Below are 20,032 nucleotides of genomic sequence, written 5' to 3'. Positions count from 1 at the left end.
GACAGTCACTTCGAGTGGCTGTCGTTTTTTAATTCCTTTTGAGCGCATACAAAAAAGCACGCAACGTTGATCATTGCGTGCTTTTCATTTATGTGATTAATGATTAGATACCGTAGTGTTCGCGCACGACATTAGCGATACGTTCTGCGTATTCATCGGCGAGTTCATCCGTCTTAGCTTCGACCATGACGCGGAGCAAGTTTTCGGTACCGCTCGGACGAACCAAGACACGACCGTCGCCTGCCATTTCAGCTTCTACCGCGTCGATCGCTGCTTTCACGTCAGCATCCGCCATCGCTTCATCGCGACCTTCACGTGTCACCTTGACGTTAACTAAGGTCTGAGGGTAGCTCGTTACTTCACTCGCTAATTCTGAGAGCGTCTTACCAGATTCTTTTAATACGCTCAACAACTGCAAGCCCGTCAACAAACCGTCACCCGTCTTCGCGTATTCGCTGAAAATAATGTGTCCGGATTGTTCTCCACCAATTGTGTAGTCGTGGGCGCGCATTTCTTCAGCCACGTAACGGTCACCGACTTTGGTAATGGCGGCTTTCATACCAGCAGCTTCAACGGCCTTGTGGAAACCGAGGTTACTCATGACAGTCGATACGATCGTATGGTCTTTCAACTGACCTTTTTGATCGAGCGCTTTACCGCAGATGTACATGATATAGTCCCCATCGATCAGGTTTCCGTTCTCGTCAACAGCGATACAGCGGTCAGCATCACCATCGAACGCTACCCCAGCGTCAGCGCCAACTTCTTTGACGCGTTCAGCGAGTTTTTCAGGGTGAGTGGACCCCACGTTCACATTGATGTTGAGACCATCTGGAGACGTACCGAGTGTTTCAAAGTCCGCATCCAAGTCCGCAAACAATTGGTTAATGAGGCGAGAAGCTGCGCCGTTCGCACCATCGACCACAACTTTCAATCCAGAGAGGTCACTCGGAATCGTGTCTTCAAGGAAGTTGATGTACTGTGACGCACCTTCTGGGAATTGACTGTAACGGCCGAGACCTTCTGCGCTCGGACGTGGCAAGTCATCCGCTTGATCACCGTCGATATAGCTTTCGATGATCTCTTCTTCATCGTCAGAGAGTTTCGTACCGTCTGAACCGAAGAATTTGATCCCATTATCCGGTGCAGGGTTATGGCTGGCGGAAATCATAACGCCAGCAACCGCACCCGTGTGGCGAATGAGATAGGATACGGCAGGTGTCGTAATCACACCGAGGTCCATCACTTCCACACCGACCGAAAGCAACCCAGCAATCAACGCATGGCCGAGCATTTCACCAGAAATACGCGTGTCGCGCGCCACCAAACAGGTTGGCTGTTCGCCATCTTCCTGTCCGTATTTCTGTTTGAGGACATGGCCACCGAAGCGTCCCAATTTAAACGCTAATTCCGGGGTTAATTCATTATTAGCTAAGCCACGTACACCATCTGTACCAAAGTATTTACGCATAATGTTCTCCTTTATTAACTATTATTCTGTTTGATTCGACGCATCGGTATCTTGATCCGCTGCATCGTCGTTATTATCTGTGTTATTGGTTCCTTGATTTATCGGTGTCGCATCGATCGCTACGGTAATGCGCTCTGGCATCATCCGCTCCACACCATCAGGTAATTCGAGTTCAACCTCCTGCGTCGTATCCTCACGCACACCTGAGAGATTGACGCGTCCAACCACCTGATTGATACCATTCAATGCATTCTGATCACCAAAAAGCTCTACGGTATTCGTATTGTTTTGGATATTGACCTGATAGTCGACATCACTCTCACCATTAGAGATTTCCAGTTCAATCGGTACTTGTCTACCGCGTGTACCGATTTCAACCACCACCGATACACTCGTCGGATTAGCCGTCAAATTCAAAATCTGTCCGTTCACATCTTCGATAATGACGGTCGCTTCTGTCCGATACTGTTCAGCCTGTTGATCCGGCAATTGTACCGACACGTACGTTCTGGATACCGAAGCGAGTGTTTCTTCCGATCCCGTCAATTCAATCTCTTTCGGTGTCGTATACTGATTGAGCACTTCACGGCCAGCCGCGACGCTATTGGGGTTCTGAACCTCAACGTCGATCGGGAAACTGCGGCTCTCTAACTTCGAGATCGTAATCTGAACGGTCGATGGCGAGATACGTGCGGTGACATCGTTCGATAATCCTTCAACGGACAGTTGAATGTAGTGGACACCCGTACCGAGCTCATCGAGATCTTCCGTCACAACCTGGAAGTTTTTCGATTCGAGAATCTGGCGAATCACATTTTTCGGTCCGTGTAATTCTACCGTAACGGCATCTGGAATCCCACTCACGTACAACTGATCAATATTGCCCTGCACGTGCACCGGCACATCAGCTACCGTCTCAGTCGTCTCTTCACTCACGTTGGTAAAAATCTCGGATGGATCATTATTCTGTACTTCAATCTTTACGTAGAAGAAAACCATCAACGTCAAGAAGAAAGAAATGATGATCCCAATCATACGTTTTTGATAAGGTTTTTGCTGATTAATCTTCATCGCGACCACCCTTCTTCTTGTTTATGGTGAAGAGGGATTCAATCCAGTTTGTCCAAGCCGAGTTGTTCTGGTCTTCATCGTTGACGAAGCGAGCCGTGAGCTCTTCACGCAGTTCATCCTGGCTCAATTTGCGGTTCAAACGGCCGTGCGAAGTGATGGATACTTCCCCCGTTTCCTCAGAAACAACTACCGTCAACGCATCCGTCACTTCACTAACGCCGACTGCCGCACGGTGACGCGTACCGAGTTCTTTTGGAATATCTGGATTTTCGGATAATGGCAGGAAACTCGCTGCTGACGTAATGCGTTCATCCTGAATGATCACCGCACCGTCGTGAAGCGGTGTATTCGGGATAAAGATATTGATCAACAATTGCGAAGTGATCTCTGCATCCAACGCAATTCCCGTCTTCGCAATATCAGAGAGCGGGCGTTCCTTTTCCAATGTAATCAAGGCACCGATACGGCGTTTCGACATGTATTCACACGCTTCAACAATCGCATCGACCATCTGTTCACCTTCCTTAATCGGATTATGTTTGCGCACGGGCGACACTTGCCGGCCGAGCCGTTCGAGCGTCATCCGAATTTCCGGCTGGAAGATGATAATGACCCCGAGCACCGACCATTGAATAATGCTGTTGAGCAACCAGTCCAACGTCTCCAGATGAAAAATGGTGCTGAGTAATTTGATGAGTAAAATCACGATCACGCCGTACATAATGTTCAGCGCGCGTTTGTCTTGAATCATTTTGATAATTTGGTAGAAAATAAACCAAACGATCAGTATATCTATTAAGCTGAAGAAGTGTTGCCATGTGAACACTTCTGACCAATCGAATCCCATACGCGAACGTCCCCCTAAAATCCTTTCGCTTCAAGTATAGCATATCGATTTCCCAAGCGGTTTCACGAGCGTGAAACTTTAAAAAGGATTAAGAATTTCCCGCTTGATTTTCACAAGATATTTGTGTTATATTACTACAAGACGTTAGGAAACGTCTCGTCACATTTGGAGGGATAGCGAAGTGGCTAAACGCAGCGGTCTGTAAAACCGCCCTCTCAGAGTTCGAAGGTTCGAATCCTTCTCCCTCCATCACACATTGTCCAACAAAACGTCCTCTCTTATAAATAGCGGGGACGTTTTGTGTATTCTGGAGCAATAACGAAAGAAAAAACATTGGAAAGGGACGTCTCATGCGATTGAAACGAAATGGGCGCTATCTGCTTATCGGCGCATTACTCAGCGTCTTCTTATTGTTATTCGTCTATCTATTCAAGAACCCAACCTTCCAGGCGGTACTGCCTTTGAGAGATTGGTTAGGTTCACCGCTATTTATGGTGGTGTTCTTCATGATTCATACACTATTATTCTTCGGTGTATCGTCGAGTTATGAGATCATCGACCTCCGGCTGCCGGGAAGTCGCACCTTCAAAGCGATCTTCTTCAGTCTGTCGCAGGCGATCCTCATGATTCTCTACATCTCCGAACCAAAACCGCATCTGCTCGGCACGGATTACTTCCTCAATATCGCGAAGTTACTGCTGCTGTTCATGGTGCAGGCGTTTGCGATTAAAACCTGGCTCGGTACCGAACACCATCAATCCGCTAGACGTCCTTTTATCTACTGGCGGGCGACTCTCGTCTATGCGTTGAGTTTTATCACGTTTCGTTGGATCGCTTATTCCGCGATTCATATCTATGCGGAACCGGAAGAGCACCTCGCTGTCTCTTATATCTGGGCGACGTTGATGGGAAGTGCGATCGGGTTTGTTTTCTGTATGATTCAGCGTTTCCTCTCGAAACAGCAGAAATTCCCGAAAGCCGTACAGTTTACCGGACGCTTCTTCTTCCCACTCTGTCTCAGCTTCCATCTCTTCTTCGGGATGATTTACCAGATCAGCTGGAGCGATGTGCTCGCACGTATTATTTTGGATACGCTTGCTGTGTTCGTCGCTTCACTCATCGTTATGCAGTGGCAAATTGATGAGATGAACACCGACGAACTCACATACCCTGAGGAAAAATTTAAGCATTCGAATTGTTAAGGTTAAGGTTTAGGAGGAACTACTATGAACCGTGATGTACTCAGACAGAATGCTGTCTTCTGTCTTTTTCTCGCACTACTGATTCTACAGACGTTCGTGCCGTGGCTCGGTTACTTGCCGCTCGGTGTCGCAGACGTCACTATCGTTCACATCACCGTCATTCTCGGTGCCAGCCTGATAGGCGGAAAACGTGGTGCCCTGCTCGGACTTTCATGGGGGATCTTAGCCATGATCCGAAACCTCATGACACCCGGTGTGCTCGCGCCATTATTCTACAACCCGCTCGTTGCCATCCTCCCCCGTTTGGCAGTCGGTGCAATGGTTGGTTTTGGCTATCCAAAGCTCAAAGCCAAATTCAACACTGTTGTCTCTGGCACAACGTTCGGTGCGACAGGCGCAATGGTCAATACAGCTTTAGTGGTCGTGATGGTTTCGCTCTTCTCGCGCAAAACTTATGCAACCTTAATGGGAATTCCAGAATCAAAAGTCATGATCGTCTTCCTCATGTCCGTCCTGTCAAATGCTGTATTTGAAATCATCGCTGCCGCTATTCTCGTACCGTTGATCCTGATACCACTCGAAAAAGTCATGCAACGCAAGCGATAAATTAGTATATGAAAACAAAATAAAATCACATCCTCAAAGTGGATTGCTTCGGAGATGTGATTTTTTGATGTATTAATTTTTCCTTACAAATACCGGTGGCGGAGTTCATTATCACTTTTCAGAAAGAGGCCGCGCGGCGCGATATCAAAGACAGTTTTAGTTTAATCATTTTAATCATTTTTCTTTTGCAATTCTAGTTGTAGCTCTTCTAATGAGAGCGGGGAGTCATTCAATGCCTCGATTCGACGCATGTCCTCCAATAATTGCTGATCCTTTTCCTGAGTTCGGTTAGCATGCGCTACGTACTTATACATCTGTCCCTCGCTAATGTTAAAACGCTGGCCATCCATTTCTTCAATAAATGATTGATCGTGTGATACAAGTACTAATGCTTTCGGATAATCATTTACAAATTGCTCTAACGCTTCGATAGCACGCAAATCAAGATAATTCGTTGGCTCATCCAATAATAATACATTGACTTCAGATACCAATACGCGCACCAAAGTCGCTTTTACTCGCTCACCACCAGATAATGTGGACATGACATGTGTTAAATCAGCAGTATTGAATCCCATTTGTGCCATCAATGTACGGATAGAATACGGTGCATAGGGGGAATGTTGTGAAATAAACTGCCAAAGTGTTTGTCTATCGTCATCAATTGATAGATCTTGACGAAAATAACCTATCACTAGTTCTGGTGCATAATAGCCTTTAAGTTGTTGCTTTGATAAGCTTTCCAAAAAGGTTGATTTTCCAACACCATTATTACCAGTAATTAACCAATGCATATTTCCCACTAATTTGAGTGATGGATAAGCAAATAATTGTTGTTGATTCCTACAGAGCATTCCTTCCTGCAAGTGAAACAACGTATGTGGTGTTGCAATCGTATCATCTAACGCATAAAAATTAAAGGCTACTTTTTCCTTAGGTTTTTCTAATCTATCAATTCGTTGCAATCGATTAGACAGAGCTCGTGCATGACTCGCTTGCGCTTTAGCATGGTGAACTTTGTCTAATGACTTCGATTTAAAGTCAGAATTATTTTTCTTTTTTAGCTTTTGATTGGCGGTTGCCTGATTTGTCTGTCTTCTCTGTTGTTCAACAGTTTGTTCTAATCTACGTATTTGACGTTGTTGTTGATGGTAAGCATTTTGTGCAAGTTTAAAAACCGTTCGCCGTTGTTGTGTATATTCCGTATAATTTCCAGCATAAGTTGTTAATTTACCATCATGCAATTCCCATATCGTATTGACCGTTGCATCTAATAATTCCTGATCATGACTAACCATTAGCAGTTGTCCACCAAAAGATTTTATTTTTTTAATTAACCATTCTTGATGACGTATATCTAAATTTTGACTAGGTTCGTCTAATAGAAGCAACGGCATTCTTTCTTCAAAAAGCTGTTTTAACGTCAATGCTACACGTTGCCCCTCTGAACGGTTCTCTTTAACATTACTTAATTGTGACAAATAGCCAAATCTATAGGATTGTTCTACTAATTGACGACAAATTTCTTTTAATAACGTTGTCTTCCCAGCACCGTTATCACCAATAATACCAATTTTGGCCTCATTAGATATAGTCAGATCATTAATATCAAATAACAAACGCTCCCCAGCTTGGGCCTTCAATTGGTGCAGAGTGATTGATTTCATTCTAGTTCCTCCCGCCTGAATTACCTCTTATTATTATATCATTATTCATAATAATACAAAATTTATTGACAATTTATAATAAAAGATTTATTTTAAATATATATCAAATTTGAAAGGATGATCATATCTATGGGTGGTATTAATTGCATGGGGCCTATAAAAAAACTTAGACCTGAATTATCTAGATTACGTTATGCTGATTTTATGAAATCGTTATTTAATAGCTTTCAATATTTTCATGCAGCAAATGCATATGTTGAAAGATTGACTTTAACAGAAAGAAATGATGGTAATGAAAATTCATCATTTTATTTAAGTGAAATCATTCAATACTTTCATTTATCATGTGCTAGTATTGATGAATCAATTGAAAAGCTTAATCAATTATTGAGAACTTTTGAAAAACATTATGCCGATGGTAGATTACGTAGATGTAACATACTGCTTTATAGAAATATGAAGTTAGAAGTATTACAAAATAAATTTAAGTTATCAAATATAAATGGTGATGATAATGAATGGGAGACAGTTATCAAATCACTCTACAAGGATGGAGATATTGGTTATTTAAATCTTTTGAAAGAACATAGTTATGATTTATATCATTCAGCTTTACAATTAGTTAATGAATATCAACGACTTAATGACAAAGTAAATCAAGGCGAAGGTACTTATAAATCTATACGTCATCTAGAATTTAATATTACACCATTAACCATCCAATTCATTTCCAGTATGAATAGCTTATTAAGTGCACTAGGTATTTTCTGTTTAATTGAGTATTCGGAATTACCTAGTGAATTTGGTAAAAAAAATTCATTTAATGAATTTATTCATATAGAGGAAAAAGAAAACGTAAGCTGAAAAGGCATAATACAATTGAGAGATACAAGTGTGAGACGGATGTTCTGTTTCACATTTTTTAAATAAGGGGGAGTATAAATTGGAAGATGTTAGCTACTTAGGATTATCAGGATTTTATACTTTTAGAGATAATATCGATGGTTCTTTTAGACCCTGTTCATCTAGACTTCATAGAAAAAGTGCAATAAGAGAGACCTATTTAGAAAAACTCCAAATAGAATCTATTAAACAAGAGCCATTTCACACCTATACGTATGAAGATTGTTTACAAAAAGGCGGGAAAATAATATTTCCAAAAGATTTATACCCATATGTGTGGAATAAAAAGAATATAGAAGATGAACTGTGGTATAATTCTAAAAATGTTTCTTTTATTGAATTTTATGAGATTAAGAATCACCAAAAAACATTTATTCCTAAAGATATTTCTATTTACACAGATCATATACAACAGCCTAAACTTAGCTGGGCAAATACAGAAGGCTATGGATTTGATTTTAATAAACGTATAGCAATTACCAAATCCATCATGGAATTAATTGAAAAAGAAAACATAATGTTTTGGTGGTATGGATCTATTCCAACTGACAAGCTCATAATTGATAATAAAATTCTTATTAATGTCGAAAAAATAATCAATAGCAATAATGCAAAGTTAACTTTGTTGAATGTACGCACTAATTTACCTTGTTACGTAATTATATCAATAATAGAAATGAACAACTTCCCGTTCATTGCCTATGGATCCGCTGCTAATTTTGATATAGTAGATGCTGCCTTGCATGCTGTCTACGAAAGCATATCCACTATAGCAGGCCTTACATTTCAGGCTGTTAAACTTAAAACATTTGATTATAAACCCGAGGACTACATCTGCAACTATAATAATTATCCTCAACGCCATACTAGTAATTTTGTTTCAAAAAGCTTCTACCAATACAATTCACTTAAAGAATTAGGTATATACTATACTATCGAAAAGTGTAACACTGGCTACCTGTCTAAAGCATTTTCTACAAAAATGCAACCTTATATTAATAGCGACACAGTCCCTTTAACTAAGAGATTTATGCAAGCCACCGGGTTAAATAGTAAAAATAGGGTCTATGTAAATCATCCGTTCATCTAACAGGAGTAAATTATGAATAAAAATACTAAAAAAATTTTTTTATCCGATTTTTTAGCTAATCTTACAACCAGTACTATCAGTATTTATGCATATTGGTATGCTTATTCAACATATCAAAGCCAATGGATTATTTCAATACTTGGCTTTTTTGAACTCCTTTCAATATTTATAACCACTCTTGGCGGAGGTATCGCAGATAAGTATGACAAACTATATTTGATGAAATTTTTAAACATTTCGCGAATGGTTAGTCTTCCATTAGCTTTATTAGTAGAAAACTTTGGTCATAAAGGGGTCATCTTACTAGTGATACTAAATACTATTATTGGTGGAATTTATTCTCCTACTTTAGAAAGTTTATTGCCATTACTTGCGAAAAATAAAGATAATTTATACTACTTGAATTCCTTAAATCATATATTTTCACAATTAGCTACTATAACTTCCGCATTATTATCAATGATAATGATCAACTTCTTTAAGTTTAATACAGTAATTTTTTTATGCATATTTCTTTACTTAGTTGCTTATTTATTGCTTCTGTTCGAAAAAACAAAAACAGATAAAAAAGCAAATCCTTCTATTATGAAAAATATATATGACGGCTTAGTATATATTAAAAAATCTTCATATATTAAAGCTATGATTCCAATTGCTATAACTATAAATTTTTTCTTTTGGAGTATATCGTTGATGCTACCTAAAATTTCTCAAGATAATTATGGGAAAAATACATATAGTCTTCTCCAATTAATGTCATCATTCGGAGGAATTTTAGGTGGAATCTTCTTTACAAAAAAACTCACTTCTATAAAAAATAAATATAAGTTATTCATACATAGTCTTATCTTTCAAAGCGCTAGCCTTATCGGCTTTGGAAGTTCACTATACATAACAAATATAGATATATCTTTATTTCTTTTATTCTTGTCATGGAGCAGTTACTTTTTCTTCAATACAATAATGACCATTTCATATTTTTCTACCATAGAAAAATTGGCGGATACAAAGTTATTAGGAGCTATTTTAGGAACAATTTTCACATTATTCTCGTTTATAAATCCGATAGCTGCTATTTCGACTCATTACATATTAAAATATACTAGTCCTAGATTTTATATATTAATTTCAGCTTGTATTGTATTGTTTATTAGCATAATTTCTTCAAAAATTAAAACTATCAGACTTGCTTTTAAATAAAATAGTAAAAAGGATAATTCTAATACGCTTTCCTTTTTGACTTTTTCTTCTTCTAAAAGCTATGATTAATATCATAAATCGAATGAAGTGTACAAGGAGGACATTATGGCAAAGGTAAATGCTATTGATACACATGCACATTTGTGGAGCAACGAGTATTTAGATCAATTACATGAAAATGGCTCGGAAGAAACCGAAATTGCGAAAGGCATGGGCGCCGGGACATCACCTGAAGAGATGGACAAACGCCTGAAAATGATGGAAAAGGCCGGTGTCGCACAGCAGGTGCTCTCCGCAACGCCACAGTCACCATACTTCGGTGGCGAGGACAAAGCCCTCAAAGCTGCGCAGATGATTAACGATACGTACGCAAAAGTCATTAAAGACTATCCAGGGAAATTCATGGCATACGGTGCCGTACCATTACCGTACATCGATGCCGCGATCAATGAAGCCAAACGAGCAATCAATGATCTTGGCTTCTTGGGCATTGCGGTCAATACCTACATCAATGGTGAATACGCCTTCGATGAGAAATTCTTCCCGTTCTGGGAGGCACTCGACGAAATGGATACCATCGTCTACATTCATCCGACCGGTAAAGGCGCTTGCTCCCCAATGGTTAATGATTGGGATCTCGAATGGGTCGTCGGCGCACCGATTGAAGATTTATTAGCTGTCTTGCATATCTTAAAATCTGATTTGCCGGCACGCTTGCCACACCTCAAGTTCCATATCGCACACTTGGGCGGTGGCCTCGGTTTCCAAATGCAGCGCGTTGAAGATAACTACGAGGACTGGGATTCCTTCAAACACAGCCCGAAAGAAACATTGAAGGATCGCTTCTACTTCGACTCCGCGAACTTCCTCGAAGAAGCCTTGAAATTGAGTGTGGACGTATTCGGCGAAGACAAGATTTTAATGGGTAGCGACTTCCCGTACTTCCAGAATGACAAATACACTCGTGCAGCTGAATATATCCGCAACGCCAAACTGGATGACGGCGTAAAAGCAAAAATCTTGAGAGCGAACGCTGAATCGCTCTATCACATTAAACCTAACAATTAATTATCGTGTATGAAGCAGTGGGCAATCCACTGCTTTTTTATATGATTTCTTTTGAAATATCCCTTGCATTATCCCAGGAGCCGTGTATAATATATAGATGTGTTGATTGAAGCACAGCATATTGGGATATGGTCAAGTGGTAAGACGTGAGTTTCTGGCACTCAAATCCCAGGTTCGACCCCTGGTATCCCAGTCATGATAACCTCGGTAGTTCAGCTACCGAGGTTTTTTGTATGTTTCATTTTTCTAGTTCACGCGCAGATTTTGTCATTTCAGGAACAGTACGTCCACATGCGCTATCTTCGGATTCGGCGGTCTATTGTATCTATTACTGTACGGATTGCTTTATGATCAATTTTTTAGTCACCAATACACTCATCATTGATCTCATCTTATTTATTTTTTCGGTTATTCATGTCTCACTGATGGTCATGTGGTGGCGACATTTAACCAAACCTAAGCATTAAAAAAAGAGCTGCCTCTGTTGAGGTGGCTCTTTTCGCATCCTATTCATCCATGTAAAAACGCATGATGGCTTCGCTCTCTCTAGCGGTTCTCGGGCTCTGATCCGGATTTCGTTTCAAGCTGAAATGATCCGGCACAAGGTCGATGCCGCCTTTCGTGAGCGGCTGACAGCGTAAAATCCGAGCGATTCCCATTAGACCGCCGCGACCCGCACCAAATTTACTGACCGCCTCTAACATGTAGTTGGAGCACGTCGGATAGTGCCGGCAGGTCGCCGGCCAGAGCGGTGAGAGATAACGCTGATAGCCACGTACTAACGCGAGCACGAAACGTTTCAACATTATTTTTCCTTAATGACCGCTTCTATGTTCGGGAGTAACCATGCCTGACGCACTTCACCCGCTGCATCTTCACCTTTAATGTGGCGGATTAATTCAACTGCGAAGTAAGCGGCAGTACCCGGGCCCTGTGAGGTGATCACGTGGTGGGCATCATCGCTCACCACTAAGGAGCGGTTTTCATATGACTTGAAGTCCACCTGATCGTCCAAGCCAGGGAACACCGTGCCTTCGATATCCTTAGCGATACCCGCACGACTCAATACGATCGGTGATGCACAAATGGATGCAATCCAGCGCTCTTCGTCCTTGTATTGGGCTTGGAGCCATTCGATAACTTGGTCATTGTCACTGAGTGCTTCGACACCACCCATACCACCTGGCGTCACGATCCAATCGTAATCCGTACGTTCAGCATCTTCTAACGTGTGGTCAGCGATAATCTTGATACCGTGTGCACCCGTCGTTTCCACATCGCCTTCTGTAGCGATTATATCCACGTCGATCTGCGCGCGACGCAACATATCCACCACTGTCATTGCTTCAACTTCTTCGTAATCTTTACTCAATAAAACTGCTACTGTCATTTGAAACAACCCCTTTCTGAGTCCTAAATACATTATACCCTTTCAACCAGAAGTCGACACAGCGACAATAAAGAAAAAAGCGACTGGAAAAATCCAGTCGCCTTTATAACTAACGGGCGTCAATGATTATTGAACGCGAGATCCGTCAGAGTATTTACCTTGGTCGTTGTGTTCACGAACGCGTTCTAATTCTCTTTTGCGTTCTTCAGCTTTTTTACGACGTTCTTCGTTTTGTTCACGTTCGTATTCACCACGAGTGACTACGTCGTTAACGTTCATGTTAACTTCAACAACTTTCAAACCAGTCATTGATTTAACGTTACGAGTTACAACGTCGATTGTTTGGTCGAAGGCTTTCTTCAAGTCTTTGCCGTATTCAGCAATAACTTCTAAGTCCAAAGCAACTTCTTCTTTACCAACTTCAGCAGTAACACCTTTAGTGTCGTCTGCGCTGTCGCTGAAGAAGCCTACGAAGCTAGAAGTGAAGTTACCCTTCAATTCCAAGATACCATCAATGTTTTGAACAGAGTAGTTCGCGATTTTTTCTAATACACGATCTTCAAAAGTTAATTGGTTTTCGTGGTCTACACTTTCGTTAGCTACTTGTTCTTGAGATTTTTTAGCTTCTGCCATAATCGAAATCTCCCTTTCTAAATGAAACCTAATATTACTTGCAACCTATGCTTATTATAGCACAACGACGGGGCTTGTTATCAAGTATAAACCCTGAAATTATGCTTAAAATTTGTTAAAATTCTATGCTAACGATTACGCAATGATTCTAACTTGAGATACCAACGTTTCAAGGCACTTTCGTCGTCTAAGTAGACACCGAGGAAGTAACCGATAACGCCGATCACCAAGACGAAGATTGCTTTCCAGAATCCGAATATTAACCATACAATGGCAAAGAGGAAAGCTACAATTGTAAATAAGATACGGTATTTGTAATTCGCAAAGAATGCTTTAAGTTGTTGGTTATTCATTGTCTTATTCCCTCACTTTCCTATTTCACACGCGGACGGTTCGCTTTGCTGCGGTTCTGCTGTGATGATTGTTTCTGTTGTGTACGTTCGTAGTCTTCTTGTTCCATCTTGACGTCCACTTTTTCAGCGTGAACCCCTAAGGTCGAGTCAACTTTCTTCCAAACGGCCTCCTGGATACGTTTGGATAAACCTGTTAAATCATTCGCATCACGCGTGTAAGCGGTGACGAATACTTTTGTTTTTTCAGGCTGGTTGTACATTTTAACTTTGACATCTTCATCAACAACGCTACTAAAGTTGTGCGCCGTTTCCTCTGCGACAGAGATAACTGCTTTGTCAGTGATCGTCAATTCACCGATATCACTCTTCACAACAACGTCATGTTTCGCAGAACGTGCGAATAATCCATGAACGAAGTAGCAAAATACCGCAAATAATACAACACCGAGGATAATTACTTCAGCAAGAAGTACGTAGTCATTACTCAATACATTATTCGTAATGAATGGGGACACTTCCGGAATTGGGAATATTGCTGCAATCGCAATGAATAATGCTGCCATCACAACTAATGTCCAGATAATACGAATAAAACGTCTAAATCCTCCCATGTTTTCCCTCCAATCTATTGTTCAACAAACAAAAACTCACGATTCATTGGTTAAAGTCGTAAATCTTTATACGATCTTAAGTCTACACTTTATCACTAGCTAATTCAATTCAAAACACCCATAAATTGCGTTTTTTTGTAACAAATTTCAGATATTTGTGAAATTTTTCTAATCAAAACGACTCTGATGACTGATATTCTCTTTCAATAATAAGATATAGCGTTCCGCCATGAAGCTAAGCTCACGGTTTTTGTTATGAATATAACCGAGATGATTGATCTGCGAATCCTCAAGCGGGATGACGCGTTCAAAGGCGCTAAACGGCGACGTGACGAGACCTGAGCCGATCAAATAACCATCCGTTTCTGCCAACCAGTTAATCACCGTTGCACGGTCGCTCGCGTAGAGGATCGATTGTTCAGGGACTTCCTGTTCTAACTGCTCTTCGCTATATTCCGCACTGCTATTCTTTGATTGTTCGAACTTAATCATCGGATAATCCGCCAGATCAGCCATCTGAATCGTTTCACGATGGGCGAGCGGATGGTGCGGGCCGAGAAAAACGTGCGGTTGGAAGTCTGTCAGTAGTACAAATTCTAAATCGTATTGGTCGAACCACTGCTTAATCATGCGTTCATTCTTTTGATTCATATAGAGAATACCGATCTCACTATACGCAGTGCGCACGTCTTCCAGCACATTCTCCGTATTCGTTTCGAGAAAGCGACAATCCCACTCATTCTGATCGAGCTCCTGAATTAATTCCGCAAAAGCCTGTGCCGCGAAATCATAATGTTGCGCGGATACAGAGAAAAGCTGTTTATGTACCTGATGATTGCTGTAGCGATTCTCCATAATCTCGACCTGCGTCAACACCCCGCGCGCATAACTCAGAAATTCGCTACCTTCCTCTGTAATCGTAATCCCGCGCTTAGTCCGTTCAAAAATCTCAATCTGATATTCTTCTTCAACTTCGCGAATCGCACTGGATAGACTCGACTGCGCCATATAGAGTTGCCTCGCTGCTTCCCTAAATGACCCCGAATCTGCCACCGTGACCGCATATCTTAATTTTTGAAAGTTCATAACATCCGTCTGCCCCTTTTAGTCAATCGTTTCGACTGTTTGTTGGCGTAATTCATTATATGTTTGGTTAATTTGCTGATAATTGCCGCCGTTTAGCCAGTTAAAATATTGATGCCCGTACGCCTGCCAATGCGCGACATCCGCTGACAATGTATCGGCAGCTAATAACGCTTTAACCTGCGTTTCAGAAAGTTCAAAACGATCCTTCATGAACGTCGGCAATAAATTCTCAAAGCGTCTCGGTGATACGTCCGCATATTCATAGATCGCAATATGATTAAAGCCGATCAAAATCTGCGTAATCAACGTTAATTCCGCATCCGCTAGCGTATCATCGCGCGTGCCGAGCAGTACACTCGTCAGTAAATCCATCTGATCGAGCGCCTGATTCAATCGTTCCAATTCTCTGGTATTGATGCTGAAAGCCGCGTGATTTTGATGTTCGCGATAGACTTTCGCAAAATCTTCAAAATGATCCACAAAGATTTCTTCTTCGAGCGGTAGATTCTGCACATTTCGCGCAGGCGTAACTGGCTGTAGTGTATCATTATAGACAAAATACTTTTCACCACTGCGACGCGCCATCTGAAAATCCGCGCCGACCGGATAGGTGCGAATCTGACTGATGGCCGGCTCTAACTTCAATAGCTCCTGATCCTCTACGAAAACGGCCGTTTCATTCGCTAACGTGGTCGTCGTATCATGCAAACTCAAAAATCGCCAGCCACTATCCATCGGGCGACTCGACGGCTCTCGCCATGCCCAGAGAAGATGCCCCTTCTGTTCATAGAGCGATTTCGAGACGAGACTGTACGTCCCATCAGGTAACCAATCTTCAATTTTCATGCGTGTCCTCCTTAGACGATCGGCAAAATACCGATTAAATTATTCAAGAAATGCCCACCGATCGCATATTCGATGCGCCCCGTCTTGTAGTAAATAATGGCGAGAATTAATCCCATCACAAAATAAATTAAGAAATGAATCCAAAGCGTGGTGACGTGTAGTGCTGCGAATAGGAGCGCTGAGATGATAATCCCGATCCACGGATGATTTGGAAACATATAACGCATGATGAGCCCGCGCATCATGACTTCTTCTTGAATCGGCGCGAGCACACAGAATGCGAGGAACATCCGCAAAAAACTCATCGACTGCATCGCTTCGTTTAGAATCTGTTGGTTCACAGAGATCAGTTGATCAGGATAGAGCTGCGTCACGATCAAGGAACCGAGCATCTGAAACACCATGATCGCGACAAACCCGCCGACCATCGTTAATACGCCGTGCTTATCGAACGTGCGCTTTTGGAATAGCGTCAGGCCGGCTTTTTTCAGAATGAATATAAAAATACCGATCCAAAGTAGCGACAGCAGTAAGAACGACCATGGATAACTGTTCATATAAATGATCAATTCATCCGTCGTAAAACTCCCCTGCATCTGTGCCATAATCATCCAAACCGTTTGAATGAGTTGTATCCCGAGAAACAGAATCGCAAAGAATAATAGCGCTTTGAGGAAGTGGCGTTCTTTTGGAAACTCATCATCGAGCCAGTGTTTTGAATGCATGGTGTTTCCTCCATTTCAGTGTGATTAGTGGAAAAGTGACTTGTGTTTTTTCTTTTTATCGGCTTCTTCTAATTCACCGGGACGTTTCGGATTGACGCCAACCGTTTTGCGGCGGCGTTTCAACGTCGGACGAATAAATTTCAGCGACTGCTGACCGTTCATAATCCCAACGAAGGAATCGACCGTAAATACGGCGAGTGCGATCGCCAATGCGATAAAGAGCGTCGTCGATAGTTCGCTAAATCCGCGCTGCATCTGGCCATCGAACAAGTAGAATGCGGTACGGTACATCCCACCTCCGGGCACTAAGGTGAAGAACCCCGGAATGAAGAATACCGTCACCGGCTGATGGTAGCGTCTGGCGAACCAATGCGACATCCCAGCGATTAATAAACCGGAGAAGTACGTCGAAATCGCAAAACCGAATTGGAAATAATCGAGACACAAGAGATAAAGCATCCATCCCGCTAAGTCGATAATCGACACGCGGAAGATAATTGCTTTTGGCCCTTCAATTGTTAAGGTACAGGTGATACCAACAAAATAAGCGGCAATAAATTGTGGGAGATATTCAAGCATCTAGACAACCCCCTGAGCAATCGTCAAACCGACCAGTGAACCGATCGCAATCATTAGTGCGGAGAAGAAAGCCTCCATCGCACGCGCCCCACCGGCAATATAATCCTCGTGGAAAATATCACGGAAGGCGTTGGTGATCGCTGTCCCCGGAACCATCGGCATCAATGTTGCTACGATCACGATGTTCGGATCCATATTTTTGAATAGGAAGAATTGTAGCATGTAGCTGACAATCGTGATGATCATGGACTGTACGATATTTTGAAGGGCATCGTTCAGGAAATATTTTCCAACCGACTGTGAAACCAAGGCCAAGATCATACCATCAATGACGCTGGCAATCGCTTCTCTAGTCCCGCCACCGAACATAATCGCAAAACTAAGAGACATCAACACAATCCCGACAGATTGCCAGAGACTGTTGTACTGACCCTGCGCATTGCGAATTTCGGATAGCGAACGGAGTGCTTCCTCAACCGTAAGTTCACCAGAAATCAATTGTCTCGACACCGTATTCACCTGCGAAATCTTATTTAAGTTATTCGCACGATTGGTGATTCGCTTGATCCCGGTATAACTTCCGTTCTCGTAGCTCGGATCATCCAGTACCGCATAAATACTGGTTGAGAACGATACTGCAACCGCATAGGATGCTTTCGATAACGTCAAAATACGGTTCATCGTATCTTCCACACGATATGATTCTGCATTACTCTCACACATAATCTGTCCCGCTAACAGCGCTGTTTCTAGAATTTCGCGCTGTGGGTTACTATGGCTCACACTACCCCTCCTTATTTTCTAAACGCACGCTATGGCACCAACAAGACACCCGGATCATCTTGGACATCTTTGGCTGCTTTAGCGAGTGTTGCTTTGGATGCTTCCCATTCGAACATATCAGCTTCGATCGGTAATTCGACAAATGCGACATGCATCAATCCCAATAACAATAACAAGTTAAAGAGATATTCGTCGTCATTTCCCGGTAACGTACTCAGGTAGCCGAATAATGAACGATCGCACGCCATCATCGGCATTTGAAGCGTCTGATATTCGACGTCGACGGTAGATTCTAACCACTTCAACATGAGCTTCTCTAGTGATGTTGGAACATCACTATCATTCACTTCACCGAGTACCGCCTGTGCTGTTGTTGTAATGAATTGATCAGCCGTGTTACGCACACCTTCAACTGACAATGTCTCGGTATCACGCACTAGAACCGCCGCATCGAGCGAACGTCCGTGATTAATCAAATATTCGAACGCCGTACGGAAAGATAGCCCCATCCCGCGCGGAATTAAATGATGTAACACCGTCACATTGGAGAAAGCTTGCATCTGTTTGAGGAATTTTTCTTCCTCAGCGCCATCATCGACCACGATCACTTGGCGCACCTCTCCAGATAGCTGACGGACAAAATGATAATGTTTATCAGAAGGTTCTGTAATCGGTAACACTACCGCGATATTTCTCATTGTTCTGCCTCCTTGATTAATGTCTAAGTTTCCCCTCTATCATACTGGAATCACGCCAATTTATAAAATTTTTACGCAAAAAAACGGCTGCTGTACGCAAAAACGTACGCAACCATTCATTAAGTGAGACCATCGCATTAATTTTCTGCTTCGAGTTTCATATCGTCGACCGCAATCCAGCCTTTCTTACGCATGAACCATGCGATCAAGAACGAGATCATTGCCGGCAAGATGAAGTGAAGTAGGAAGATACCTAAGAGACCGCTACTTCCCATCACTTCATAGGTCGAGAACTGACCGACGAAACCACTCGTCCCTATACCGGAACCAGCCGCATTTGCTTCCATCTTGAAGATGACCGTCGATACCGGCCCTAAAATCACCGACGTAATCACAGCTGGTCAGAGAATACGTGGTTTATTAACAATATTCCCGATCTGAAGCATCGATGTCCCGACACCTTGTGAAATCAAACCACCGAAGCCATTATCGACAAAAGTTGCGACCGCAAAACCGATCATATGGCTCGCCCCACCGACAACCGCGACACCGGCAGCCAGCCCATCGAGTCCGAGACTGATCCCAATCGCTACTGAACTGGTTGGGAAAGTCAACACCAACCCCATCACGACCGAAACAATAATTCCCATGATGAATGGTTCCTACTGCGTCGCGAAATTGATGATACCGCCGATCGCATTCATGGCTGCCGAAATGAACGGACTGAGGTAGTAGCCGACCACACCACCGACAACAATCACACTGGCTGTCAACACCAAAATATTGACAGGCGTTTTACCAGCCAAACAACGACCGACTTCCGCACCGACTAACGCCGGCACAAACGCGCCGACCGGTTCACCGACTGCGAGCGAGGCACCACCTTCTACCAACGTAATCGCACCACCACCGATACCACCGGCAATCGCTGCTGCGAAGACTACTAGCCCCAGAGAACCCAGACTAAAAGCCTCCCCGGCACCGATTGCTGGTGACATTAATTACTGCGCCATCGTCCCGAACTGCTCCAACAGCTCCCAATGAGAATACCAACTTATTCCAAGATTAACCCGATCAAGAGCGACGCAAACAATCCCTGCGCCATCCCATTTAATACTTTAATGAAATAATTCTTCATTTGATTTCCTCCTCTTTTAACGAACGAACCGTGCAACTGGAAATCAATTGAGAACATTCATTGCT

The 20,032-nt window shown here is 42.5% G+C and carries 22 protein-coding genes, 2 tRNA genes and 1 pseudogene; 8 read left to right on the top strand and 17 right to left on the bottom strand.

Going from position 1 to position 20,032, the window contains the following annotated elements:
• Positions 1-103: 103 nt before the first annotated feature.
• The 3 genes from glmM to cdaA are packed head-to-tail and all read right to left on the bottom strand — an operon-like array spanning position 104 to position 3,389.
• Complete coding sequence (glmM, locus tag ACWOEX_RS02555) at positions 104-1,471, bottom strand: phosphoglucosamine mutase (protein ID WP_455297747.1); 1,368 nt, start codon at positions 1,469-1,471, stop codon at positions 104-106.
• Positions 1,472-1,492: 21 nt separating this feature from the next.
• Complete coding sequence (locus ACWOEX_RS02550) at positions 1,493-2,542, bottom strand: CdaR family protein (protein ID WP_455297746.1); 1,050 nt, start codon at positions 2,540-2,542, stop codon at positions 1,493-1,495.
• Positions 2,532-3,389: a diadenylate cyclase CdaA gene (gene cdaA / locus ACWOEX_RS02545; RefSeq protein WP_455297745.1), complete on the bottom strand. Its 858-nt coding sequence runs from the start codon at positions 3,387-3,389 to the stop codon at positions 2,532-2,534. The genes ACWOEX_RS02550 and cdaA overlap by 11 nt, the downstream gene beginning before the upstream one ends.
• A 167-nt stretch (positions 3,390-3,556) precedes the next feature.
• Here cdaA and ACWOEX_RS02540 point away from each other — a divergent pair.
• From ACWOEX_RS02540 to ACWOEX_RS02530, 3 genes are all read left to right on the top strand, one after another.
• Positions 3,557-3,638: transfer RNA gene (locus ACWOEX_RS02540), tRNA-Tyr, on the top strand.
• 101 nt (positions 3,639-3,739) lie between these two features.
• A complete protein-coding gene (locus tag ACWOEX_RS02535; protein WP_455297744.1) occupies positions 3,740-4,591 on the top strand; it encodes a hypothetical protein in 852 nt (283 codons plus the stop codon).
• A gap of 24 nt (positions 4,592-4,615) precedes the next feature.
• A complete protein-coding gene (locus tag ACWOEX_RS02530) occupies positions 4,616-5,197 on the top strand; it encodes an ECF transporter S component (RefSeq protein ID WP_455297743.1) in 582 nt (193 codons plus the stop codon).
• A gap of 170 nt (positions 5,198-5,367) precedes the next feature.
• On the opposite strand, the gene ACWOEX_RS02525 is transcribed toward ACWOEX_RS02530, so the two are convergent.
• Positions 5,368-6,864, bottom strand: a complete 1,497-nt coding sequence (locus ACWOEX_RS02525) for an ATP-binding cassette domain-containing protein (protein WP_455297742.1) — start codon at positions 6,862-6,864, stop codon at positions 5,368-5,370.
• A gap of 129 nt (positions 6,865-6,993) precedes the next feature.
• On the opposite strand from ACWOEX_RS02525, the gene ACWOEX_RS02520 reads away from it, so the two are divergent.
• The 5 genes from ACWOEX_RS02520 (at position 6,994) to ACWOEX_RS02500 (ending at position 11,318) form a co-directional block, all read left to right on the top strand.
• Positions 6,994-7,728, top strand: a complete 735-nt coding sequence (locus ACWOEX_RS02520; RefSeq protein WP_455297740.1) for a hypothetical protein — start codon at positions 6,994-6,996, stop codon at positions 7,726-7,728.
• A gap of 79 nt (positions 7,729-7,807) precedes the next feature.
• Entirely contained in the window at positions 7,808-8,857 is a 1,050-nt protein-coding gene (locus ACWOEX_RS02515; RefSeq protein ID WP_455297739.1) for a YcaO-like family protein, read from the top strand.
• A gap of 12 nt (positions 8,858-8,869) precedes the next feature.
• The gene (locus ACWOEX_RS02510; protein WP_455297738.1) at positions 8,870-10,057 is read left to right on the top strand and encodes an MFS transporter; all 1,188 of its coding nucleotides are present in this window, start codon (positions 8,870-8,872) and stop codon (positions 10,055-10,057) included.
• A 105-nt stretch (positions 10,058-10,162) separates the two neighbouring features.
• Entirely contained in the window at positions 10,163-11,125 is a 963-nt protein-coding gene (locus ACWOEX_RS02505) for an amidohydrolase family protein (RefSeq protein ID WP_455297737.1), read from the top strand.
• Positions 11,126-11,247: 122 nt separating this feature from the next.
• Positions 11,248-11,318: transfer RNA gene (locus ACWOEX_RS02500), tRNA-Gln, on the top strand.
• A gap of 313 nt (positions 11,319-11,631) precedes the next feature.
• Here the strand turns inward: ACWOEX_RS02500 and yidD are convergent.
• The 13 genes and pseudogenes from yidD to ACWOEX_RS02435 form a co-directional block, all read right to left on the bottom strand.
• Positions 11,632-11,928, bottom strand: coding sequence for a membrane protein insertion efficiency factor YidD (gene yidD / locus ACWOEX_RS02495; RefSeq protein WP_455298156.1), 297 nt, complete (start codon positions 11,926-11,928; stop codon positions 11,632-11,634).
• A gap of 2 nt (positions 11,929-11,930) precedes the next feature.
• Complete coding sequence (locus ACWOEX_RS02490) at positions 11,931-12,515, bottom strand: DJ-1 family glyoxalase III (protein WP_455297736.1); 585 nt, start codon at positions 12,513-12,515, stop codon at positions 11,931-11,933.
• 126 nt (positions 12,516-12,641) lie between these two features.
• Positions 12,642-13,148 carry an Asp23/Gls24 family envelope stress response protein gene (locus ACWOEX_RS02485; protein ID WP_455297735.1) on the bottom strand — a complete coding sequence of 169 codons (507 nt, stop codon included), beginning with the start codon at positions 13,146-13,148 and terminating at the stop codon, positions 12,642-12,644.
• Positions 13,149-13,276: 128 nt separating this feature from the next.
• Positions 13,277-13,501, bottom strand: a complete 225-nt coding sequence (locus ACWOEX_RS02480; RefSeq protein ID WP_455297733.1) for a DUF2273 domain-containing protein — start codon at positions 13,499-13,501, stop codon at positions 13,277-13,279.
• A gap of 20 nt (positions 13,502-13,521) precedes the next feature.
• Positions 13,522-14,112 (bottom strand): alkaline shock response membrane anchor protein AmaP, encoded by a 591-nt coding sequence (amaP, locus tag ACWOEX_RS02475; RefSeq protein ID WP_455297731.1) that lies wholly within the window; start codon positions 14,110-14,112, stop codon positions 13,522-13,524.
• 168 nt (positions 14,113-14,280) lie between these two features.
• Entirely contained in the window at positions 14,281-15,198 is a 918-nt protein-coding gene (locus tag ACWOEX_RS02470; RefSeq protein ID WP_455297730.1) for a LysR family transcriptional regulator, read from the bottom strand.
• A gap of 18 nt (positions 15,199-15,216) precedes the next feature.
• Positions 15,217-16,044, bottom strand: coding sequence for an immunity protein Imm33 domain-containing protein (locus ACWOEX_RS02465; protein ID WP_455297728.1), 828 nt, complete (start codon positions 16,042-16,044; stop codon positions 15,217-15,219).
• A gap of 11 nt (positions 16,045-16,055) precedes the next feature.
• Positions 16,056-16,769 (bottom strand): CPBP family intramembrane glutamic endopeptidase, encoded by a 714-nt coding sequence (locus tag ACWOEX_RS02460; protein ID WP_455297726.1) that lies wholly within the window; start codon positions 16,767-16,769, stop codon positions 16,056-16,058.
• A 24-nt stretch (positions 16,770-16,793) separates the two neighbouring features.
• A complete protein-coding gene (locus ACWOEX_RS02455) occupies positions 16,794-17,348 on the bottom strand; it encodes a threonine/serine exporter family protein (RefSeq protein WP_455297724.1) in 555 nt (184 codons plus the stop codon).
• Positions 17,349-18,131 (bottom strand): threonine/serine ThrE exporter family protein, encoded by a 783-nt coding sequence (locus tag ACWOEX_RS02450; protein WP_455297723.1) that lies wholly within the window; start codon positions 18,129-18,131, stop codon positions 17,349-17,351. It abuts the gene before it with no gap.
• 29 nt (positions 18,132-18,160) lie between these two features.
• Positions 18,161-18,829: a hypothetical protein gene (locus ACWOEX_RS02445; RefSeq protein WP_455297721.1), complete on the bottom strand. Its 669-nt coding sequence runs from the start codon at positions 18,827-18,829 to the stop codon at positions 18,161-18,163.
• 137 nt (positions 18,830-18,966) lie between these two features.
• Positions 18,967-19,827: pseudogene (locus tag ACWOEX_RS02440) on the bottom strand (PTS sugar transporter subunit IIC).
• A gap of 56 nt (positions 19,828-19,883) precedes the next feature.
• The gene (locus ACWOEX_RS02435) at positions 19,884-20,024 is read right to left on the bottom strand and encodes a hypothetical protein (protein WP_455297719.1); all 141 of its coding nucleotides are present in this window, start codon (positions 20,022-20,024) and stop codon (positions 19,884-19,886) included.
• Positions 20,025-20,032 lie beyond the last annotated feature (8 nt).

It is taken from the genome of Aerococcus vaginalis (genome assembly GCF_053762225.1).
This window is presented reverse-complemented; position numbering and strand designations above follow the sequence as displayed.